This is a genomic window from Brevibacterium sp. CT2-23B, from assembly GCF_013168765.1.
Lineage (GTDB): Bacteria > Actinomycetota > Actinomycetes > Actinomycetales > Brevibacteriaceae > Brevibacterium > Brevibacterium sediminis.
Genome location: NZ_JABBYK010000003.1, coordinates 221,714 through 239,766, shown reverse-complemented (window position 1 = coordinate 239,766; position 18,053 = coordinate 221,714). Strand labels below are relative to the sequence as shown.

At 65.9% G+C, this 18,053-nt stretch carries 10 protein-coding genes and 1 tRNA gene; 5 read left to right on the top strand and 6 right to left on the bottom strand.

The window, feature by feature from the left end; translation table 11 throughout:
• Nucleotides 1-5 precede the first annotated feature (5 nt).
• Nucleotides 6-96 (top strand) — tRNA-Ser (locus HIM68_RS09660).
• A gap of 312 nt (nucleotides 97-408) precedes the next feature.
• On the opposite strand, the gene HIM68_RS09655 is transcribed toward HIM68_RS09660, so the two are convergent.
• Nucleotides 409-948 carry an MOSC domain-containing protein gene (locus HIM68_RS09655; protein WP_172171730.1) on the bottom strand — a complete coding sequence of 180 codons (540 nt, stop codon included), beginning with the start codon at nucleotides 946-948 and terminating at the stop codon, nucleotides 409-411.
• Between the two features lie 276 nt (nucleotides 949-1,224).
• Complete coding sequence (locus HIM68_RS09650; protein WP_172171728.1) at nucleotides 1,225-2,664, bottom strand: APC family permease; 1,440 nt, start codon at nucleotides 2,662-2,664, stop codon at nucleotides 1,225-1,227.
• Nucleotides 2,665-2,975: 311 nt separating this feature from the next.
• Between HIM68_RS09650 and HIM68_RS09645 the strand changes: the two genes are divergently transcribed.
• On the top strand, nucleotides 2,976-4,058 hold the full coding sequence (locus HIM68_RS09645; protein WP_172171726.1) for an MBL fold metallo-hydrolase: 1,083 nt from the start codon (nucleotides 2,976-2,978) through the stop codon (nucleotides 4,056-4,058).
• A gap of 44 nt (nucleotides 4,059-4,102) precedes the next feature.
• Nucleotides 4,103-5,350 (top strand): C45 family peptidase, encoded by a 1,248-nt coding sequence (locus tag HIM68_RS09640; RefSeq protein WP_172171724.1) that lies wholly within the window; start codon nucleotides 4,103-4,105, stop codon nucleotides 5,348-5,350.
• A gap of 15 nt (nucleotides 5,351-5,365) precedes the next feature.
• On the opposite strand, the gene HIM68_RS09635 is transcribed toward HIM68_RS09640, so the two are convergent.
• Together HIM68_RS09635 and HIM68_RS09630 are read right to left on the bottom strand one after the other, a co-directional pair.
• Nucleotides 5,366-6,382: a hypothetical protein gene (locus HIM68_RS09635; RefSeq protein WP_172171722.1), complete on the bottom strand. Its 1,017-nt coding sequence runs from the start codon at nucleotides 6,380-6,382 to the stop codon at nucleotides 5,366-5,368.
• Between the two features lie 97 nt (nucleotides 6,383-6,479).
• Entirely contained in the window at nucleotides 6,480-7,142 is a 663-nt protein-coding gene (locus HIM68_RS09630) for a TetR/AcrR family transcriptional regulator (protein WP_248283891.1), read from the bottom strand.
• A 203-nt stretch (nucleotides 7,143-7,345) separates the two neighbouring features.
• Here HIM68_RS09630 and HIM68_RS09625 point away from each other — a divergent pair, with 203 nt between their 5' ends.
• Together HIM68_RS09625 and HIM68_RS19335 are read left to right on the top strand one after the other, a co-directional pair.
• A complete protein-coding gene (locus tag HIM68_RS09625) occupies nucleotides 7,346-10,339 on the top strand; it encodes an MMPL family transporter (protein ID WP_172171720.1) in 2,994 nt (997 codons plus the stop codon).
• Nucleotides 10,336-12,726 (top strand): YhgE/Pip domain-containing protein, encoded by a 2,391-nt coding sequence (locus tag HIM68_RS19335; protein ID WP_172171718.1) that lies wholly within the window; start codon nucleotides 10,336-10,338, stop codon nucleotides 12,724-12,726. The genes HIM68_RS09625 and HIM68_RS19335 overlap by 4 nt, the downstream gene beginning before the upstream one ends.
• A 388-nt stretch (nucleotides 12,727-13,114) precedes the next feature.
• On the opposite strand, the gene HIM68_RS09615 is transcribed toward HIM68_RS19335, so the two are convergent.
• The gene (locus HIM68_RS09615) at nucleotides 13,115-15,448 is read right to left on the bottom strand and encodes an FAD/NAD(P)-binding protein (RefSeq protein ID WP_172171716.1); all 2,334 of its coding nucleotides are present in this window, start codon (nucleotides 15,446-15,448) and stop codon (nucleotides 13,115-13,117) included.
• Nucleotides 15,445-17,967 carry an LCP family protein gene (locus tag HIM68_RS09610; protein WP_253903877.1) on the bottom strand — a complete coding sequence of 841 codons (2,523 nt, stop codon included), beginning with the start codon at nucleotides 17,965-17,967 and terminating at the stop codon, nucleotides 15,445-15,447. The genes HIM68_RS09615 and HIM68_RS09610 overlap by 4 nt, the downstream gene beginning before the upstream one ends.
• Between the last annotated feature and the right edge of the window lie 86 nt (nucleotides 17,968-18,053).

The window sequence follows — 18,053 nt, the reverse complement described above, 5'->3', positions numbered from 1 at the left end:
CCGAAGGAAGCGTGTCCGAGCGGCCGAAGGAGACGGTCTTGAAAACCGTTGTGCGGCAACCCCGCACCGTGGGTTCGAATCCCACCGCTTCCGCCATGGGAGAAGCCCCTGAGCTCATCGTCAACAGCGAAGAGCTCGGGGGCTTTCGCGCGCCCGCCGCGACGGGTCAGCATTCGCGGCAAAGCCTCTGCTTCCGCTCGTTCAAGGCTGAGCGCGCTTTTCGCTGGGCAGACCTACCGATAACCGCGCCTGGTCTTGAACGACGGGATTCCCGCGGTGCAGCGCTTGAACGACGGTCCTAGCGCTGCCGCTGCCGCAGACCGAGTCGCACAGACTCGGTCGCGCAAGGGTCCTTCTTGACCAGGCCCGCCGGAAGCGCCGGGTGTCCCAGTGCCTTCAGCGAGTTTGTCAGACGGTGGTGAGCGGATGATGCGGCAAGGGTGGAAGCTCGACGGCGATCGGGTCGCCCGGACGAACCACTCCGCCTCGGGCGACGATGCCCATGACTCCGGCAAGCCGGCGAACATGGCCATCGTCGTCTTTGAACACGAGGCGCTTCATCAGGCCAGGCTGCAGGTCATCGATCTGACGGCACGGGTTGCGCAGACCGGTGACGACCACTGTCGCCTCACCGATTCTCAGTCGAGTGCCGACCGGCAGTTCGAGCAGATCGACTCCGCGCGTGGTGATGTTCTCCCCGAGGCTGCCCGGCTCCACGGTGAACCCCTCGTCGCTGAGGTGGTCGAAGAGTTCGCCATGGATGAGGTGGACCTGTCGGAGGTTCGGTGTGCTCGGGTCCCTGGCCACTCTGCTGCGATGCTGAACGGTCGTGCCTGCATGAGCGTCACCGGCGACGCCGATGCCCTCGATGAGCGTGATCGAGGGCATCGGCTCTTTGCTGAAGTCATGCGCAGGGTTGAAGTGGACTGCGCGAACCGAGGACACCATGGAACTGATTCTCCCATGTGGCCAGCCCCGCGACAGAGACTCCACTTCCGCTCGTTCAAGGCTGAGCGCGCTTTTCGCTGGGCAGACCTACCGATAACCGCGCCTGGTCTTGAACGACGGGATTCCCGCGGTGCAGCGCTTGAACGGCACGCCCAGCGCTAAGTGTCGTAACTCGCGGGTTCGAAATTCATGCGCACTGATCAAGATCACCGCGTATGAATTTCGAAGCCGCTCATAGGCACCGTTAGGCCGATAGTGCACTCAGGTGCCGACCGCTCAGTCGCGGACTGGTGCTCCCGGTTCGGGACCGCTGGAGCCAGCCTCGGGCGTCCCAGCACCCTCGCCAGCCTCAGGCGCCTCTGGTTCGGACATCTCGGCATCGGCCTCGGGGTCGTCGAAGCTGCGCACCGAACGCTTGAATCCGCGGGTCAGCACTGCCAGGTACACGATGCCGATCGCCAGCCACACGAGACCGCCGATGAGCGCGGTCCCGTGCAGGCTGACCCACAGGACTCCTGTGAGGATCGCGCCGACGGCCGGCATCACGACGTAGCTGAACGCCGACTTGAAGTCCTTGACCTGCTTGGTCCGGAAGGCGTAGTGCGCAATGACCGTGAGGTTGACGAAGGTGAAGGCGATGAGCGCACCGAAGTTGATGAGCGCCGAGATGAGCTCGAGGCTGAATGACATCGCCAGCAGGCACACCGCACCGACGAGCACGATATTGAACACCGGAGTGTGCGTCTTCGGGTTGATGTATCCGAAGGCCTTGCGCGGCAGCACCCCGTTGCGGCCCATCACGAGCATCATCCGCGACACCGACGCATGCGAAGCCAGCCCCGAGGCGGCGGTCGCAGCGAATGCCGCAGCCACGAAGAACAGCTGGAACACGTGGCCGCCGGTGATCATGCCGATCTCCGGCAGCGGATCGTCGACGATGGTGAACTGCGAATTGTCGGGGAAGAGCAGCTGCGCGAAGTAGCCGGCGACGAGGAAGATGAGACCGCCGGCGAGAACGGTGAGCATGATCGCCTTCGGCATGAGGCTGACGTGCTTCGCCTCGTTCGTGTACATCGTCACCGCATCGAAGCCGATGAACGAGAAGCACACGACAGTCGCACCGGTGAGGACCGCGCCGAGGTGGACGCCATGATGGATGAACGGCTCCGGGCTGAAGACGACTCCGGCGCCTTCGCCGGCGTTGAGCTGCATGACGGCGAGCACGCAGAACGTGGCGACGAGCACAACCGCGAAGACGAGGAGGACGCCGTTGATGTTCGCCGTTCCCCGCATCGAGGACAGGACGATGCCGGTCATGACGATCGTATAGACGATGACCCACACCCACGGGGGCGCATCGGGGACCATCGACTCCATGTAGAGCCGGATGATGAGGCAGTTGACCATCGGCAGCAGCAGATAGTCCAGGAGGGAGGTCCACCCGACGAGGAAGCCGAGCCCCGGTGACATCGTCTCCCGCGTATAGGTGTAGGCCGACCCCGCGGTCGGGAAGACCCTGACCATCTTGCCGTAGCTGAAGGCCGTGAAGATCATGACGATGAGCGCGACGAGGTACGCCGCCGGAACGGCTCCGTTCGTCTGTTCGGAGACGATTCCGAACGTGTCGAAGACGACCGTCGGCGTCATATAGCCGAGTCCGAGTCCGACGATGGACCACAGTCCGAGGTTGCGCTTCAGTGAGCCAGAGGCAGCCATATCAATCCTCCCCAATGAGTCTTGCCGCCCGCCGGGCCGTCGACGTCGCCATCGATGACCGGCCCGGAAGTGATGTGCGTCATGATCTTAGCGCCCAAGGTACTGAAAACGAAACCATCGCCGAGGATCGGGACGGGTATCAGTGTGAAATCGTGACCTTTCCGATGAAAACCGTCAATATCGGCAACGATATCGGTAGTCCCAGCCGGCATCACGATGACCAGTTATCGAACGAACCGTCAGCGCCGACGCGAAACAGAGTAGATTGCAGTCAACGGACAATGTGGCCCCACGAGAGGTGTGAGAGCAGTATGGCGATCGAAACGCTCAGTTCCCAGCAGTCGGCGGCATGGAAGGATCGAGTCCTGCCGCCGGTCGAACAGGTCGCCGAAGGTGTCTGGGCCCTCCCGGTCCCGATCCCCAACAACCCTCTCGTCTACACCTACTGCTATGCCCTCGCCGACGGCTCCGGCGTCGTCCTCATCGACCCGGGCTGGGATGGCAAGGATCAGTACCTGGCGCTCACCTCGGCGCTTAACGACCTCGGCTTCACGGTCACCGATATCCACGGAATCGCGATCACCCACTATCACCGCGACCACATCGGGCTCGTGCCCGCACTCCTCGCGAAGAACCCCGACGCCTGGGTCGCCATGCACGGCGAGGACCTGCGCGCGATCAAACGCTTCTACACCAACGCCGTCGACCTCGGCACCGGAATCGACCCCAACCTCAACATCGCCCGCGCCTATGGTGTCCCCGAGGACCGCTGGGCCGAAGTCGAAAGCCTCCAGGTCGGATCGGACAAGGGCGGGTCGAAGAGCGCCTCGATGGACCTGTACAGACAGGCGATGAGCCGGCTGCCCGAGAACATCCACGTCCTCGATGACGGCACCGAACTCCCGCTCGACGAAGGTCGAGTGACGGCAATGTGGACGCCGGGGCACACCTACGGGCACTCGGCGTTCGTCCGCGACGAGGACAAACTGTTCTTCTCCGGCGACCATGTGCTGCCGACGATCACGCCGAACATCGGCCTCGACTCCGGGGCGATCACGCACAGCCTCGGCGATTATCTGCGCTCGCTGGAGAAGATCGGCGAGCTCGACGAGGACGTGGCGGTGCTGCCGGCCCACGGCTTCCGCTTCCGCGGGCTCCATGACCGCAAGGTCGAACTCGTCGAACACCATCACGAGCGCCTCGGCGAGATCCGCGCCCGCATGGAGGCCACCGACGACCACAGCGTCTACTCGATCGCGGCGGGCCTGCACTGGTCCCGCGGCTTCGAGAGCCTGCACAATTTCAACCTCTTCGCCGCCCTTGCCGAAACCGCCGCGCACATGCATTATCTCGGTATCGACATCGGCGTCGGCTCTCTCGTCGGCAAAGACTGAGCCGGGCCCGGCCTGAAGAAGAGAGACAGCAAGGAGGAACCAGCATGAGCACCGAATTCGTTCCCGCCGCCGAGGTGCGGCCCGTGACCTTCGCCGTCCATGCGAGCGACCACGTCGAGCGCGGCCACCGCCGTGGCGAGGAGCTGCGCACGGGAATCGCCTCCACCCTGGATGCGTATCGGCGCTACTTCTCGCATCTGTCCATCACCGAGGCGGCCGTGCAATCGGCAGCAACGTCGAGTTGGCAGCGACTCCAGCAATGGTGGCCGACCGGCGCCGAGGAGGTCGAAGCCGTCGCAGCCGGAGCGGGCATCGACGTCACGGAGCTCATGGAGATCGTCGCCCGGACCGAGATCATGACCCAGGCACTGGCCGCGCCGACCGAATGCTCGACCGTGAGCCACACCAGCCCGGGCGCCTCCGTGGCCGCACAGAACTGGGATTGGGCGGCGGACTTCTCCACTCTGTGGCACTTCAACGATGTCGGTGCCGTGCCCGGGCAGCACCGGCATGTGGGCATCGCCGAATTCGGAATGCTCGGCAAGATCGGTCTCAACGAGGCCGGTGTCGGCGTCCTGCTCAACATCCTCAGGCACCGGAACGATGCGCCTGGTGGCGTGCCCATCCACATGATCCTCGCCCGTGTCCTGGCCGAAGCGGGCACCCTCGCCGAGGCGCTTGAGATCATCGACTCCGCACCGACGTCATCGTCGTCGATCATCACCGTCATCACCGCCGAGGCGGCCGTCCAGGTGGAGATCGCCGGTGGCCTCAAGCGCGAGCGACGGGCCCGCGCGGGCAGTGTGGCCGATGGGGAGACGGGGGAGTCCGGATTCCTCATCCACACGAACCATTTCCTGCACCCGGATCTGCTCGACGGTGCACTCGAGCTGCGTCCCGATTCGACCTCGCAGGAACGGTACCGTCACCTCGCCGAGGCGGTCGTGCGCTTCGAAGCCGAACGTGCGCTGGCGCGTGGCGAAGAGGCCCCGGCAGGCGGCGCCGCCCATGCTGACGGTGCCGCTGAATCCGACAGCGTCGTCGTGTCCGACGGCGCTGCCTCGACCGACGGTGCGAAGAACGCGCCCGTCGCGGTCGGAGATCTCACGAAGCTGCTGACGACTGGACCGGGAGACGCGCCCGTGTGCTGCACTCCGGCGCCCGGCGCCGCCTACGGGGATCGTTCGGCGACCCTGGTGAGCGTGCGCATCGATCCGGCGCGCAAACAGATCGACCTCGCACCCGGGTCACCGGCCGACGGTCTGCACGGAAACCGCCGCTTCCAACTCTGAACCGGCGGCGGCCGCTCAGTCCTCGTCTGCTCCGTCCGTCGCACTGGCGGAATCATCGGAACTCTCGTCCGCCTCGGCGGCTTCCTGCTCGCGCATCTCGATGACCGCGTCGAGGGCAGACGCGATCGCATCGTCGTTCTCCAGTGCGGCTTGGATGAGTCGCCACGGCACAAGGTCGAGATTCTGATCGCCGATGACGAAGCGGATGAACGGCTGCTTGCTGCGCGGATCATCGGCTTCGAGTTCGGCGCCGTAGCGCCACTGGCCGAAGGCGATGCGGCGCACCGTCTCACCGATGAAGCGCATGGCGCCGGCGGTGAAGGGGGTCTCGTCCTCGGCGATCATGTCATCGGGGCCGTCGTAGCGGACCGCGACCTGCTTGCCCAGACGGGCGAGGCTCTCCCGGTCGAAGCCCCACGAACTCGGATCGGCCTGCTCCTGAGTCCAGGCGGCGATGCCCGGTTCGACGGTGCCGATGAAGCGGGTGAGGAATTCGACCTCCTCCTCGCTCGAGTTCTCGGCATTGAGCACGCCGAGGGAGAGTCCCGTGCACTTGCGGCGCGGTTGGCCGTCCCCGCCGAGGAGCTCCCTGGCCTTGTCGAGCACTGCGGTGAACACCTCGGCGCTGCGCTGATCGACGGCGGCCAGCACGATGCCCACCAGCGGGATCGGCTCACCGGCGGCCGGACCGTCGGCATTGTCGGGGCGGATGAATGGCATCCCGTTGCCCGTCGACTCGTCGTGGTCCCAGACGCCGCCGATCGCACGCAGATAGGTTTCGCCGAGGTAGCGGATGAGTCCTTCGAAGAAGCGGCGGTTCTCCGGCTTGAGGATCTCTTCGGTGTTCGGGAACTTCGAGAGCACGAAGAGTTCGAGCATCGGCAGTGATTTCGGCCCGAAGTCCTTCGGGAACTTCACGGTCTCCCCGTCCTCCTTCTCGAAGGTTTTGGGGAGGTCGGCGAGGACGAACGCGCCGAGGCGGACGTCCATATTGTTGATGAAAGCAGAGAATTCTCGCTGGAGTTCGTTCACGGGCACCACCTTAGTGCCTCGAGCCGGTTCGTCGAGCGCGTTCAGACCTTGTCATAGGGGCAGAAGCCTCCAGGTATCGCTGTCGGGGCAGAAGCGTTCAGACCTCGGCGTCGGGACAGAAATCGATGAGGTGCATGAGGACCTCGACGATGAGGCTCGGATCGATGTCGACGTGCTCGTCCATCTTCTTCCCGGCCGCCGCAGTCAGGGCGATCCGGTTGAACACGGAGATGATGACCGTGAGGAAGTCGCCGAGCGGCTGCTTCGTCGTGGCGCCGGCGACATCGAGGGCCGTGGTCACGAGCGCGGCCAGCCGATCGAGCTGAGTGGCGTTGAGTTCGACATAGCGGGCGTGGAGATGTGGGACCCGCAGGCAGTAGAGCTCGATCTCCTGTTCCGTGATCGTCTCGGCCACGGTCTGCTTCTTCTCATTGAAGACATCGTCGATGAACTGCGTCATCAGCGCTTTGATCTCCGGCACCTCGGCAGTGGCCATGAGCTGCTCGGACCACCGCTGGATCGTGGCATCGAGGCGATCGAGGTTCTCCGAGATGCGCATCTCGATGATCGCGAGCACCAGGTCGTCACGGCTGGAGAAGTTCGAATAGAACGCCCCGCGGGTCAGACCCCCGGCCTCGCAGATCTCCTCGATCGAGGCGCCGTCGATGCCGCGCACGGCGAAGACCGAGGTGCCGGCCTGAACGAGGGTGGATCGGGTCTGGCGTCTGCGTGGGCTGAGTTCGTCTGTGTTCATCGTCATTTCGTTGCTGGTGGGGCGGCGATGGCCAGGGTGGCGCTGTCATCTGTGCCGGCATCAGAGCCGGCCGCGGGGTCGGTTCGAAGGTCAGGGCGGCTGAGCATCTTATGAGAATCCTCGCTCAACCTGGGATCCATTTGCATGGAGGGTGGGTATTGCACAACAATACAATACTGTATCCAATACACTTTTGTATCGAGGTTTTCGTGTCAACTTTCCTCTACGCCCTGGGCCGTCGTGCGTACCGGACCCCGTGGCGTTTCATCTCTGCGTGGCTGCTGATCTTCGTCCTCGTCGGAGCCGGAGTCGCCGCCTTCTCCAAGGACTTCGACAATGACTTCACACTCCCGGGCTCGGAGGCGCAGACCGCTCTCGACTCGATGAAGTCGACGTTCCCCGAAGCCGCCGGCGTCTCCGCCTCCGTGATCGTCGTCGCCGACGACGGCGACTCGGTCGAGGATGCGAAGTACAAGGACGCGATCGAAGACGAGATCGATCGCATCGAGGACCTCCCGCACGTTGACACGGTGACCTCCCCGTACTCCGACCTCGTCGAGGGCGCCATCAGCAAGGACGAGACGGCGGCCATGATCTCCGTCCAATACGACGGCACTCAGCAGGACGTCGGGGAAGACGCCGGCGACAACCTCATCGAAGCCCTCGATCCGCTGCGTGACGCCCTGCCCGGGGCGCAGGTCGAAGGCGGCGGTGAGCTCTTCCAGATCACCGGTGTCGAGATCTCCTGGGTCGAAGGCATCGGCGTCGTCATCGCCTTCATCGTCCTCCTGCTCACACTCGGTTCCTTCCGAGCCGCAGGAATGCCGCTGATCACCGCGCTCATCGGCGTCGGCATCTCCGTGCTGCTCATCGTCGGCGGCACCGCGTTCGCGACGATCAACTCCTCATCGATCATGCTCGCGCTCATGCTCGGACTGGCCGTGGGCATCGACTACGCACTCTTCATCGTCTCCCGCGCCCGCGACCTCCTCGCCGACGGCCACGACCCCGTCGAGGCGGCCGGACGCGCCGTCGCGACCGCCGGGTCCGCCGTCGTCTTCGCGGGCATGACCGTGATGATCGCGCTCCTCGGCCTGTCCCTGGCCGGAATCCCCTTCCTCACGATCATGGGAATCGGCGCTTCCGGCTCCGTCGCCGTGGCCGTGATGATCTCCCTGACGATGGTCCCCGCCCTGCTGGGACTCGTGAAGTCCAAGATCACCCCGAAGCCGACGAAGCGCTACCGGAAGGCCTATGCCGCGGCCGCTCAGCGGGCGACGACGGGCACGTCTGCCTCGGCGAAGGGATCATCGACCGGCACCGAGGCGGGCGACGGTTCCACAGGAACCCCCACTGTGGCGACCGACGCTTCCACAGGAACCCCCGCCGAGGCGACCAACCCGGCACTGCGGGAGAGGATCGCCGACGAGGCGCGCGCCGAGGGCGGCGACCCGTACCCGCCGACGATCATGAACAAGTTCTTCGCCGGGTGGCTCAAGGTCGTCACGAAGATCCCGCTGCTGACGATCGTCGTCATCGTCGGCGGCCTCGCGCTCTTCGCGATCCCCGCCACCCAGCTCCAACTGTCCCTGCCCACCGCAGGCGACCAGGAGCAGGGCACCCCGGCACGGGCGACCTACGACCTCATCGACGAGCACTTCGGACCCGGCTACAACGGGCCCCTGGTCATGACCAGCCAGATCGTGACGAGCGACGATCCGCTCGGAGACGTCGAGGAGATCGAGAAGCGCATCGAGAAGGTCGACGGCGTCGAACAGGTCATCATGGCCACCCCGAACCGGGACGCGACCGTCGGGCTCTTCCAGATCATTCCGACGACGGCCTCCGACGACCCGGCGACCCTCGACACGGTCGATCGGCTGCGGGACCTGAGCACGGAGATCGAGGACGACTTCGACTTCGACACCGCCGTCACCGGTGCCACCGCGATCCAGATCGACGTCTCCGACCAGCTCGGCAAGGCTCTGGTGCCCTTCGGCATCTTCGTCGTCGGACTCTCCATCATCCTGCTCATGATGGTCTTCCGCTCCGTGGCGGTGCCGATCAAGGCCACCGGTGGGTTCCTCCTCTCCGTCTTCGCCTCCTTCGGCACGGTCGTCCTCGTCTTCCACGACGGACTCTTCGCCGGCCCCTTGGGCATCGACGGGACGGGACCGGTCATCAGCTTCCTGCCGATCATCGTCATGGGCATCCTCTTCGGCCTCGCGATGGACTACGAGGTGTTCCTCGTCTCGGGCATGCGCGAAGCCTATGTCCACGGCTCCTCGGCCAAGGACGCCATCAGAGCCGGATTCGCCTCCTCCGCCCGCGTCGTCTCGGCCGCAGCGATCATCATGTTCTCCGTCTTCGCGGCCTTCGTGCCCGCCGGCGAACCGATCATCAAGTCGATCGCGCTCGCCCTGGCCGCCGGCATCTTCGTCGACGCCTTCCTCGTGCGCATGTCGCTGGTGCCGGCGATCATGCAGCTGCTCGGCGACAAGGCCTGGTGGCTGCCGAAGTGGCTCGATCGGATCCTGCCGCGCCTCGACGTCGAAGGAGAGGGCCTCGCCCACGAAGTGGCCCTGCGCGACTGGCCGGAGCCGAACTCGGACTACCGGGTCTACGGACGCGGAATCGGCGTGTACTCCGGAGACCGCGGCTTCGCCCGCGTCGACATCTCCCTGCTGCCCGGCCAGATCCTCGTCGCCAGCGGCGATTCCCGCCGAGCCCTCCTGCTCGCCGTGTCCGGCCGCGTCGGACTCACGGCCGGGGAGATGAAGATCGGCCAGAACGTCCTGCCCGAACACGCCGGACGGGTCCGCCGACAGGTTCCCTACCTCGACCTCAACCGGGGCGAAGCCGACCGGATGATCAGTCCGCGCGACATCTCTCGGATGGCCGCCTCGGCGCCGGATCTGCTCGTCATCGACGGGGCGGAGAAGCTCGCGGCCGGGGCACGGGAATCGGCCGGACCGGCACGGGATCTGCGCGATCTGCTGCCGCAGCTCGTCGCCGAAGGCACCACCGTCATCCTCGGCCTGCCCGACGGGGATGTGACAGGGATCTTCGATCCCGAAACGAACTACTTCCACCTCGACCTCGACGAGGCTCGACCCGATGAGCGGGGCGGAACCGACAGCGAATCAGACGGCGAACACACCCACGCCGTCGACAGCACCAACATGGAAGGTGTGCAGTCGTGAGACTCGAACGTGCGAACTCGAAGAAGCCGGTGAACTGGCTCTCCCTCCTCGGGCTGGTCCTCATCCCGATCATCGTGGCGGCCGGATTCATCCTCGCCACGTGGAAGAGCGGCGATCGTCTCGAGACCATCGAAGCCGCCATCGTCAACAACGACGATGGAGCGAAGGTCGACGGCAAGACCGTGCCGATCGGCCGTCAGCTGACCAGCGGTCTGGTGGGTGAGGACGAGAACAACATCCACTGGGTCATCACCGATGAAGAGGATGCGCAGAACGGGCTGTCCGACGGCACATACGCCGCGAAGCTGACGATTCCCGAGGGCTTCTCCCGCGCTGTGACCTCGGTCGATGATGCGAAGTCGGCGACGCAGACGCAGCTCGACGTCGACGTCTCCGGGACCGCTCCCGCGCTCGATACGCAGATCTCCCGATCCGTCGCCGAGGTGGCGCGGACGACCTTCAACACGCAGATGACCGAGAACTACCTCGACAACATCTACGTGGGCTTCAATAAGATGGGCGATCAGATGAAGGACCTCGGCGACGCAGCCGGGGAACTCGACAAGGGTGCCGAAGGCCTCGAGGAAGGCACCGGACAATCGGCCGAAGGCGCCGGCGAGCTGTCCAAAGGCATGAAGCAGCTCAGTGACAACGGCGGCGAGCTCAAGTCCGGAGCCACGGAGCTGTCGAAGGGCGCCGGCGAACTGTCCAAGGGTGCCTCGGAGATGTCCGGGGGCCTGAACGAACTCGACAAGAAGACCTCGAAGCTGCCCGACAGCACGCAGAAGCTGGCCGACGGCTCCGGTGAGCTCTCCGACGGCGTCGACGAATACACGAAATCCATCGACGAGATCATCAAGGGCTTCGCCGGATCCGGCGACTCGGGCGAAGGCGGCCTCGGTGACATCACCAAGGGCGGCAAGGAGCTCGAGAAGGGCGCCGACGGTGTGTCCAAGGGCGCCTCCAGCCTCTCCGACGGACTGCACCAGTACCGCGATGGGCTGAAGGAGGGTGCGGACAAGGCCGATCAGCTGGCCGGGACGAAACCTGATCTCGACGTACTCGTGGCTGCCGGCATCATGACAAAGGACGAGGCGGAGCAGGCACGGGCCGAGATGTGCCCGACCGGCACTCCCGATCAGGTCTGCCAGGGCATCGAGCAGGCCTATGCACAGGGGCTGCTCAACGGCACCTCGGGTGGTCTGAACCAGGCCGTCGACGGGCTCGAGCAGGAGCAGAACGGCTCGTCCCTCCTCGGCGGGTCCGATGACCTCGCCAAGGGTGCTTCGGAGCTCTCCGACGGCGTGACCAAGTTCGTCAAGGGACTCGAGGACGGCCTCGGTGAGCTGACGAAGGGCATGGAGGACATCTCGAAGAACGCTCCGAAGCTCCTCGAGGCCTCGAAGGGACTGCGTGACGGTGCCGCCGGCGTCGCCGACGGCAACCAGCAGCTCGCCGACGGAATGCCGGCCCTGTCCAAGGGCATCGGCAAGGTCGCCGACGGTTCCTCGGAACTCTCCGACGGTGCCGGTCAGCTCAGCGATGGGCTGAGCGAATACAGCACCGGTGTCGGCAAGTACACCGACGGTGTCTCCGAGGCCGCAACCGGCACCTCCGAACTCTCAGCAGGCCTCGACAAGCTCGATGAGGGTACGGGCAAGTACGCGAAGGGCGTGAGCAAGTTCGCCGACGGCGTCAAGGACGGTGCGGACGAAGTGCCGTCCTACACGGCTCCGGAACGTGACCGCTTGGCCAAGGTCGCCTCGGCGAATATCGAATCCCCGGACACGGACAGCGTCACGGATGTGCTGGCGGGATCGACGATCGCGCTGCTCATCATGCTCGCCCTGTGGATCGGCGGACTCGTCACCTATACGGTGCTCAAGCCGATCCCGGCATGGGCTCTCCTCTCGACGAAGTCTTCGTTCGCCGTGTGGGCGCGCGGACTGCTGCCCGGCCTCGTCGTCGGCGTGCTGCAGGCGCTCGTGCTCTCGATCCTCGCGGTCACCGTGATGGACATCGACGCGATCCAAGGCTTCGACATCGCAGTGCTCACGTTCGTCTCAGCGATCGTGTTCATGATCCTGAACTTCGCACTCGTGGCGTGGTTCGGGGGAGTGGGCCGGTTCCTCTCGGTCATCGCCGTCGTGCTGGCCGTGGCGGGTCGGACGATCGGGGCGGTGCCGCAGTTCTTCGACTTCGTCGCACCGATCCTGCCGCTGACTCCGTCGATGAACGGCTTCGCAGCGATCGCCGCGGGCACCAGCGGGCAGGCAGCCGCATACGGCGGACTGCTGGCCTGGGCGGTCATCGGCATCGTGATGTCGCTGCTGGCCATCGTCCGGGCCCGGACCACGAAGCCCGAAGCCGCCCTCGAAATGGCGTAGCCGCCGGGGCGGCCGCGGCGCCACGCTGCCGGCCCGGTGCGTCGCGGCGGCGCCTCTGCGAACAGCCCAGTCTGAGTTGAATAGCCCATGTTTGAAACTGGGCCATTCACCCTAGACTGGGCTGTTCGCGTTTGGTGATCGGCCGCTCACTTTCCTCCATGTGCATTACAGAGAAGGGTGTACCGAAACTCGCCTCGTGCATTGCGCGGCGCGGAGTTCGGCAACTGTCGTGGGTGGTGTGGTCCGCTGGTGGACAGTGTGCTGGCGGCGGAAGCGGAGTCGCGGGTGGGCCGTCAGCGACCGCGGAGTCGCGGGCGGGCCGAGAGCTCTCGGCGGCTGGCGTCCGGGGAGAGCCTGCTGAGCTTTAGAGGAGGACGAGTACGCGGTCTCAGAGGAGGTCGAGGATCGCCTCGGCGGCTGCGTGCGAGTCGTTGAGCGTGGCTGCGTTCGTGCCCGGGTTCGCTGCGATCGCCAGCCCCCACTGCTTCGACGACAGCTGGATCGACAGAGCGAACCGGCGCGGGTGGACGTTGCCCTCGACATCGACGGTGCGGTACGGCCGAGACGTGAGTGCGAGTCCGTTGAGGAACTTCTCTCGACCGTCGTCCAAGGTCAGGCGGGCCGCGGTGAGCTGACCCCGTTCGAGCATCCCGTACAGCAGGACATCGGCTGCGCGCGAGACGGAGTTCGTCGGGGACGCGGCATCGATGACGACGCTGCCCGTGATCGCTCCGGCGGCCTGCGCCGAGGTGACCGTGAAAATCTCCGGCCGCGGCTTCTGCGCCTCATTGGTGAGTCCCTTTGCTTTGGCAGTGGGGTTATCGACCCCGTCCGGGCGTGCGGCGGTGCCGGAACTTGCGGTCTCTGCTTCTGCTTCGGGCGCCTCCTGAACCTCGCGGAGTGCGTCCGGGTTCTCTTCGATGCGCATATCGGGGCCGATGAAGGACACGATTCCCGCCTCGGCGAGGGCGATGAGTTCCGCGATCCGCTGCGGGGGAGGCCCATCGCAGATGCCGGAGACGAAGCCCTCGAACCAGCCGAGGATCTCCATGTCGATGCTCACGCGGTCGATGTGGCCTGCGACGATGAGCTCCTTGAGCAGCAGGCGGGACTGCCATAGCACGGTGAAGAGCGCCTTCTCCGGGCTGCCGGTCGGACCTGCCAGAGAGCTGCGCAGGTCGGTGCGCAGGAAGTCGAGCATCCACTCGTGCAGAGAACCTGCCTCGCCCGGCTCACGGCTGGTGAAGAGCTCGCCTTCGAGCGGGTTGAGCAGGGTGTGCAGGGACATGCGGTCGGCCGGATCGGGCACGAGTGCCTCTTCGATCTCCGACCAGGCGAAGGCCTCGCGGGTGACGCGGCCCTGACGGGCGGCATCCTCGGTGGTCGTGGCGCTCGCTGTTCGAGCAGCACTGGCTGTTCGTGCAGTGCTGGAAGTGGTCGAGTCGCCGCTTGCCGCGGCACGAGCGGGCGCAGTTGTCCGAGCCTCGCCGGCACCGACTTCGCCCGACTGCGGGTGGGTTTCCTGCCAGGTGCGCCGGGTCAGGTGACGTGAGACGGCTTCGCCGATGGCCTCGCGCAGCTGGCCGGGGTCATCGGCGAACGCTTCGGGACGGACCTGGGAGAGCGTGTGATAGTACGCCAGACGCAGGTCGGCGAGGATGAGCGGCCACAGCTGATCATTGAATCGGGCACCGGCCTTGCGTTCCCCGTCGAGGTGCTCGATCCCGGCGAGCAGAGCGATATTGTCCTTCGTGAAGTACCGCAGGGGCCAGTCCCGCCGAGGATGTTCATGACAGATCGGTTTGCTGCGGTACGGGATTCCGCGTCGTGATCCCAGCGCCAGCCGCGGTTCGTCACCGCTGGGCACATACCGCAGCAGTCCGCCGGGCTGCGTCTCATAGCGACCGCCGCGCTCATGAGTGAACAGGGTCTGCAGGTCGAAGTAGTTGAGCCCCATGCCACGGACGATGACCCGCTCACCGGGGGCCACCTCGGTGACGGGGGTTTCCGCGGGCAGACCCTGCGGCAGGTACAGTCCGCCGCCCAGTTCGGCGAAAGCGGCGAGGCGGGCGCGCTCCTCCGGCTGGGCGCTGGGGATGTGACCGACGGCGAGCACGACGGCGCTGGCGACGATCGTCGTGCCGTTCTGGCAGCGCACGAGCTGCTCGGGGACAGTGGCCCGTGAACTCTCTGCCACCGATTGGGGGAGGTCCATCGCGGGCAGGTCGATGACGGATTCGGCCTTCGTCGGGTGTTCGACGATCTCGATGAAGTCCGGTGCGCCCTCGCGGATGCGCCGGTAGGCGTCGCGGAGGTAGCGGCCGTAGAGACTGCGGCTGGGGAAGGTCGAGTGCAGCGGTTCGGTGCCGCCGTTGGCAAGGTACCACTCGGCCATGGACGGTCCGGTCGGTGCTTCTTCGGGGCCGAGGAAGCTGCAGCTGGAATCGGGGAAGACGGTCTGCTCGGCGATGGTGGTGTTCATCAGCAGAGACTCGGGCTGGTCGGTGCGCCACACGATTCCCGCGCCGGGCGGGTACGGGTCGATGAGGTGGATGGTCAGCGCGGTCTCGGCGGTGGCGTCAGCCGCGCTGCGGGACGCGCCGACGGTGCCGGCGAAGCGTTTCGCAGCCAGAGCCACGAGCCTCTCCAGAACGGTGAGACCTCGCGGTCCGACGCCGATGATCGCGACCGCGGGGGCGGGAGTCTGTGGAGCCTGACTCACCCCTGCTCGCCGGTTCCGCCGTTGGGCCCGGGGTAGCCGGGGAAGTCGTCACCGGGCTTGAAGCCCTTCGGGTAGCACTTGCCTTCGGCGTTGGGCTCACCCGGCGTTGCCGTTTCGGTGGCGTCCGCCTCGGCGCCGGCCTCGTCCGTGGAACCATCCGCGGAATCGGCCGGTTCATCGGTGGCGGTGTCTTCGGTGCTGTCCTCGGTCGAGCCGGTGCTGTCCTCGGATTCCTGGGACTTGCTGCCGTCGTTCGTCGGCTTCGGTGTCTCCTCGCCGTCGGACGCACCCTTGACTTCGCCGAGGATCCACTTGTGGAGCACATCGTAATCGGGGTCGTAGGTCGGGGTGACGTCATTGTTGATCTGGACTGTGGTGACGTCGCCCTTCTGCATCATCATGGCAAGTTCGATGAAGGCCGGGATCTCGTTCTGTGGGATCGACGTGGCGATGTTCCGCGTCGCGGAGTTCGCGAGCTTCGGATAGGCCGTGGCGATCTCCTGCGGGTCGATCTGCTCGAGAGTGGTCTTGAGCATCCGCTGCTGACGGCACATGCGGTCGTAGTTGTCGCTGCCTTCACGGGAGCGGACGTACCAGAGTGCGTCCTTGCCCTTGAGCGTCTGCGGGCCCGGATCGACCCAGCCGTAGATCTCGTTCTTCACACCCGACATCGATTTTCCGCCGCCCATCGGGATCGGGCGTTCGACGTCGATCTTGACTCCGCCGATGGCGTCGACGACGTCTTCGAATCCGGCCATGTCGACCGAGGACCAATAGTCGAGCTTGAGACCCAACGAGCCTTCGACGGCCTGCATCGTCGCCCACATGCCCGGTTCGAGTCCGTGCGGGTTTCCGATCTTGTCGGGGTTCTGTTCGCCCCACTGCCATACGGCGTTGATGAGGTCCTCGGACGAGTCACCGGAGGGGCGGAATCCGTCGGGCCACGCCTTTTCGAGTTCGCTGCCTTCGGGGAAGACCGGGAACGCGAGGTTACGGGGCACGGAGATGAGCGCGGCGTTGCCGGTCTTCGTGTCGATGGAGGCCACGAGCATCGTGTCCGGGCGGGTGCCCTCACGATCGTCGCCATTGTCGCGGCCCATGAGGAAGACGTTGATATAGGGCTTGTCCGCCCAGAGGTCTTCGGCGCTGTGGGCCTTGCCCGTGCTGTCGCCGAAGAGGCTGGCCACCGTGTCGGACTGCACGCGGGCGAAGACCGAGCCGACGCCGAGCGGGATGCCGATGATGAGGGCGAGGGAGACGACGAGGACGCCGGCCATCTTGTTCTGCCAGGGCCGGTATCGGTGTCCGCGGCGCAGCCCGAGGTGGGATACGACCATCACGAGGATCCAGATCACGGCCACGAGCACGGCGGCGATGGCGAGGAAGTTGAGCAGCGAGGGGCTGGCGACGATCGTGGCGATCGCACGCACCGGTCCCTTGACCAGCAGGTAGACGAGCCCGACGAGCAGAGTGAGGACGAAGAGACCGAAGACGATGAGCCCGGCGGGCCGGAAGCGTGTGCGCAGCAGTCCGACACCGGGCAGCAGGGTGCTCAGTGAGGTCCAGCCGACGAGGCTGGGGAACGATTCGCCGAGGCGGGAGGAATGGCGGCGGGCCCGTCCCGGTCCGTGACCGGTCGACTTCTCGCCGTGGGCGGAGCCGTTCTCGTCGGCTCCTCTCGCGGCAGACGATGCGCCGGTTGCTGCCGCAGTGCCGCCCGCACCGACCGCTGCTGCGGCCGCGGCGCTGCGCGCGCCCCGTGTGGCGGATGACTTCTTTCGGCCCCGGCCTCGGGATTTGGCCGCGTGCCGTTCACGGGCGTCGCGGCGAGTCGTTGGAGCGGAGCCCGTATCGGCGTCGTTGTCCGTGTGGTCGAAATCGTGGGAATCCCTCGCCGAGGCGGCCGATTCGTCCCGTGCGAAGGTGCGCGGAGCATCGTGGGCAGGACCGCGCCGTGAGCCGGCGTCCGGATCATCCTGTGTATTCGAGCTTGCTGCTGCGGCCACTCCGGCGGCAGAGGCTCCGCTTGCGGCGGCAGCTCGCAGCATGCGGGCTTCGCGGCGAGTGCGTGGGGCGACCGGGCGCGGAGGCGGTGCATGCGGCGAGCGGGTCGCTGATCCTGTGTCACGGGTGCTGTCGCCGAGTCGATTGTCCGACTGCTCTCCGGATCCGCGAGAGCTTGTGCGGAACGAATAGTCGGATCGGGCGTCGGCGGACCGTGTGGAGTCCTGACCAGAGTTCTGGCCGGGGTTGTGGTCCGAGTTCGTGCGGGACCGGCGAGGATTCACCGCCGAGGTCGGCAGCTGCTTGGAGTCACGACGCTGGGAGTCCGAGCGGCGAGGCTCAGACTGCCGAGAATTCTGCTGCGGCGAGCTCGACTGCGGTGTCGAGTCGCTTTCACTGGCGGCGGTGTCGCCGCGGAACCGGGGGCGAGAGGAGGCACGGAGCCGACGACCTGTTGTCTGGGAATCGGGGTCGCTCCCATGCGTTCCGCGCTTGTCAGGGGGAAACTCTGGCAAGTTGTCTACTCCTCAAAAACTGTCTACTCGTGCAATACGGCCCGCTCGCCGTTCTCGTTTCCGGCACAGGGCACACCGCGGCCATC

What these genes read in the sequence shown, in the direction of transcription:
- HIM68_RS09655 (WP_172171730.1), bottom strand. Translation starts at nt 948, where the DNA reads ATGGTGTCCTCGGTTCGCGCAGTCCACTTCAACCCTGCGCATGACTTC.
- HIM68_RS09650 (WP_172171728.1), bottom strand. Translation starts at nt 2,664, where the DNA reads ATGGCTGCCTCTGGCTCACTGAAGCGCAACCTCGGACTGTGGTCCATC.
- HIM68_RS09645 (WP_172171726.1), top strand. Translation starts at nt 2,976, where the DNA reads ATGGCGATCGAAACGCTCAGTTCCCAGCAGTCGGCGGCATGGAAGGAT.
- HIM68_RS09640 (WP_172171724.1), top strand. Translation starts at nt 4,103, where the DNA reads ATGAGCACCGAATTCGTTCCCGCCGCCGAGGTGCGGCCCGTGACCTTC.
- HIM68_RS09630 (WP_248283891.1), bottom strand. Translation starts at nt 7,142, where the DNA reads ATGACGATGAACACAGACGAACTCAGCCCACGCAGACGCCAGACCCGA.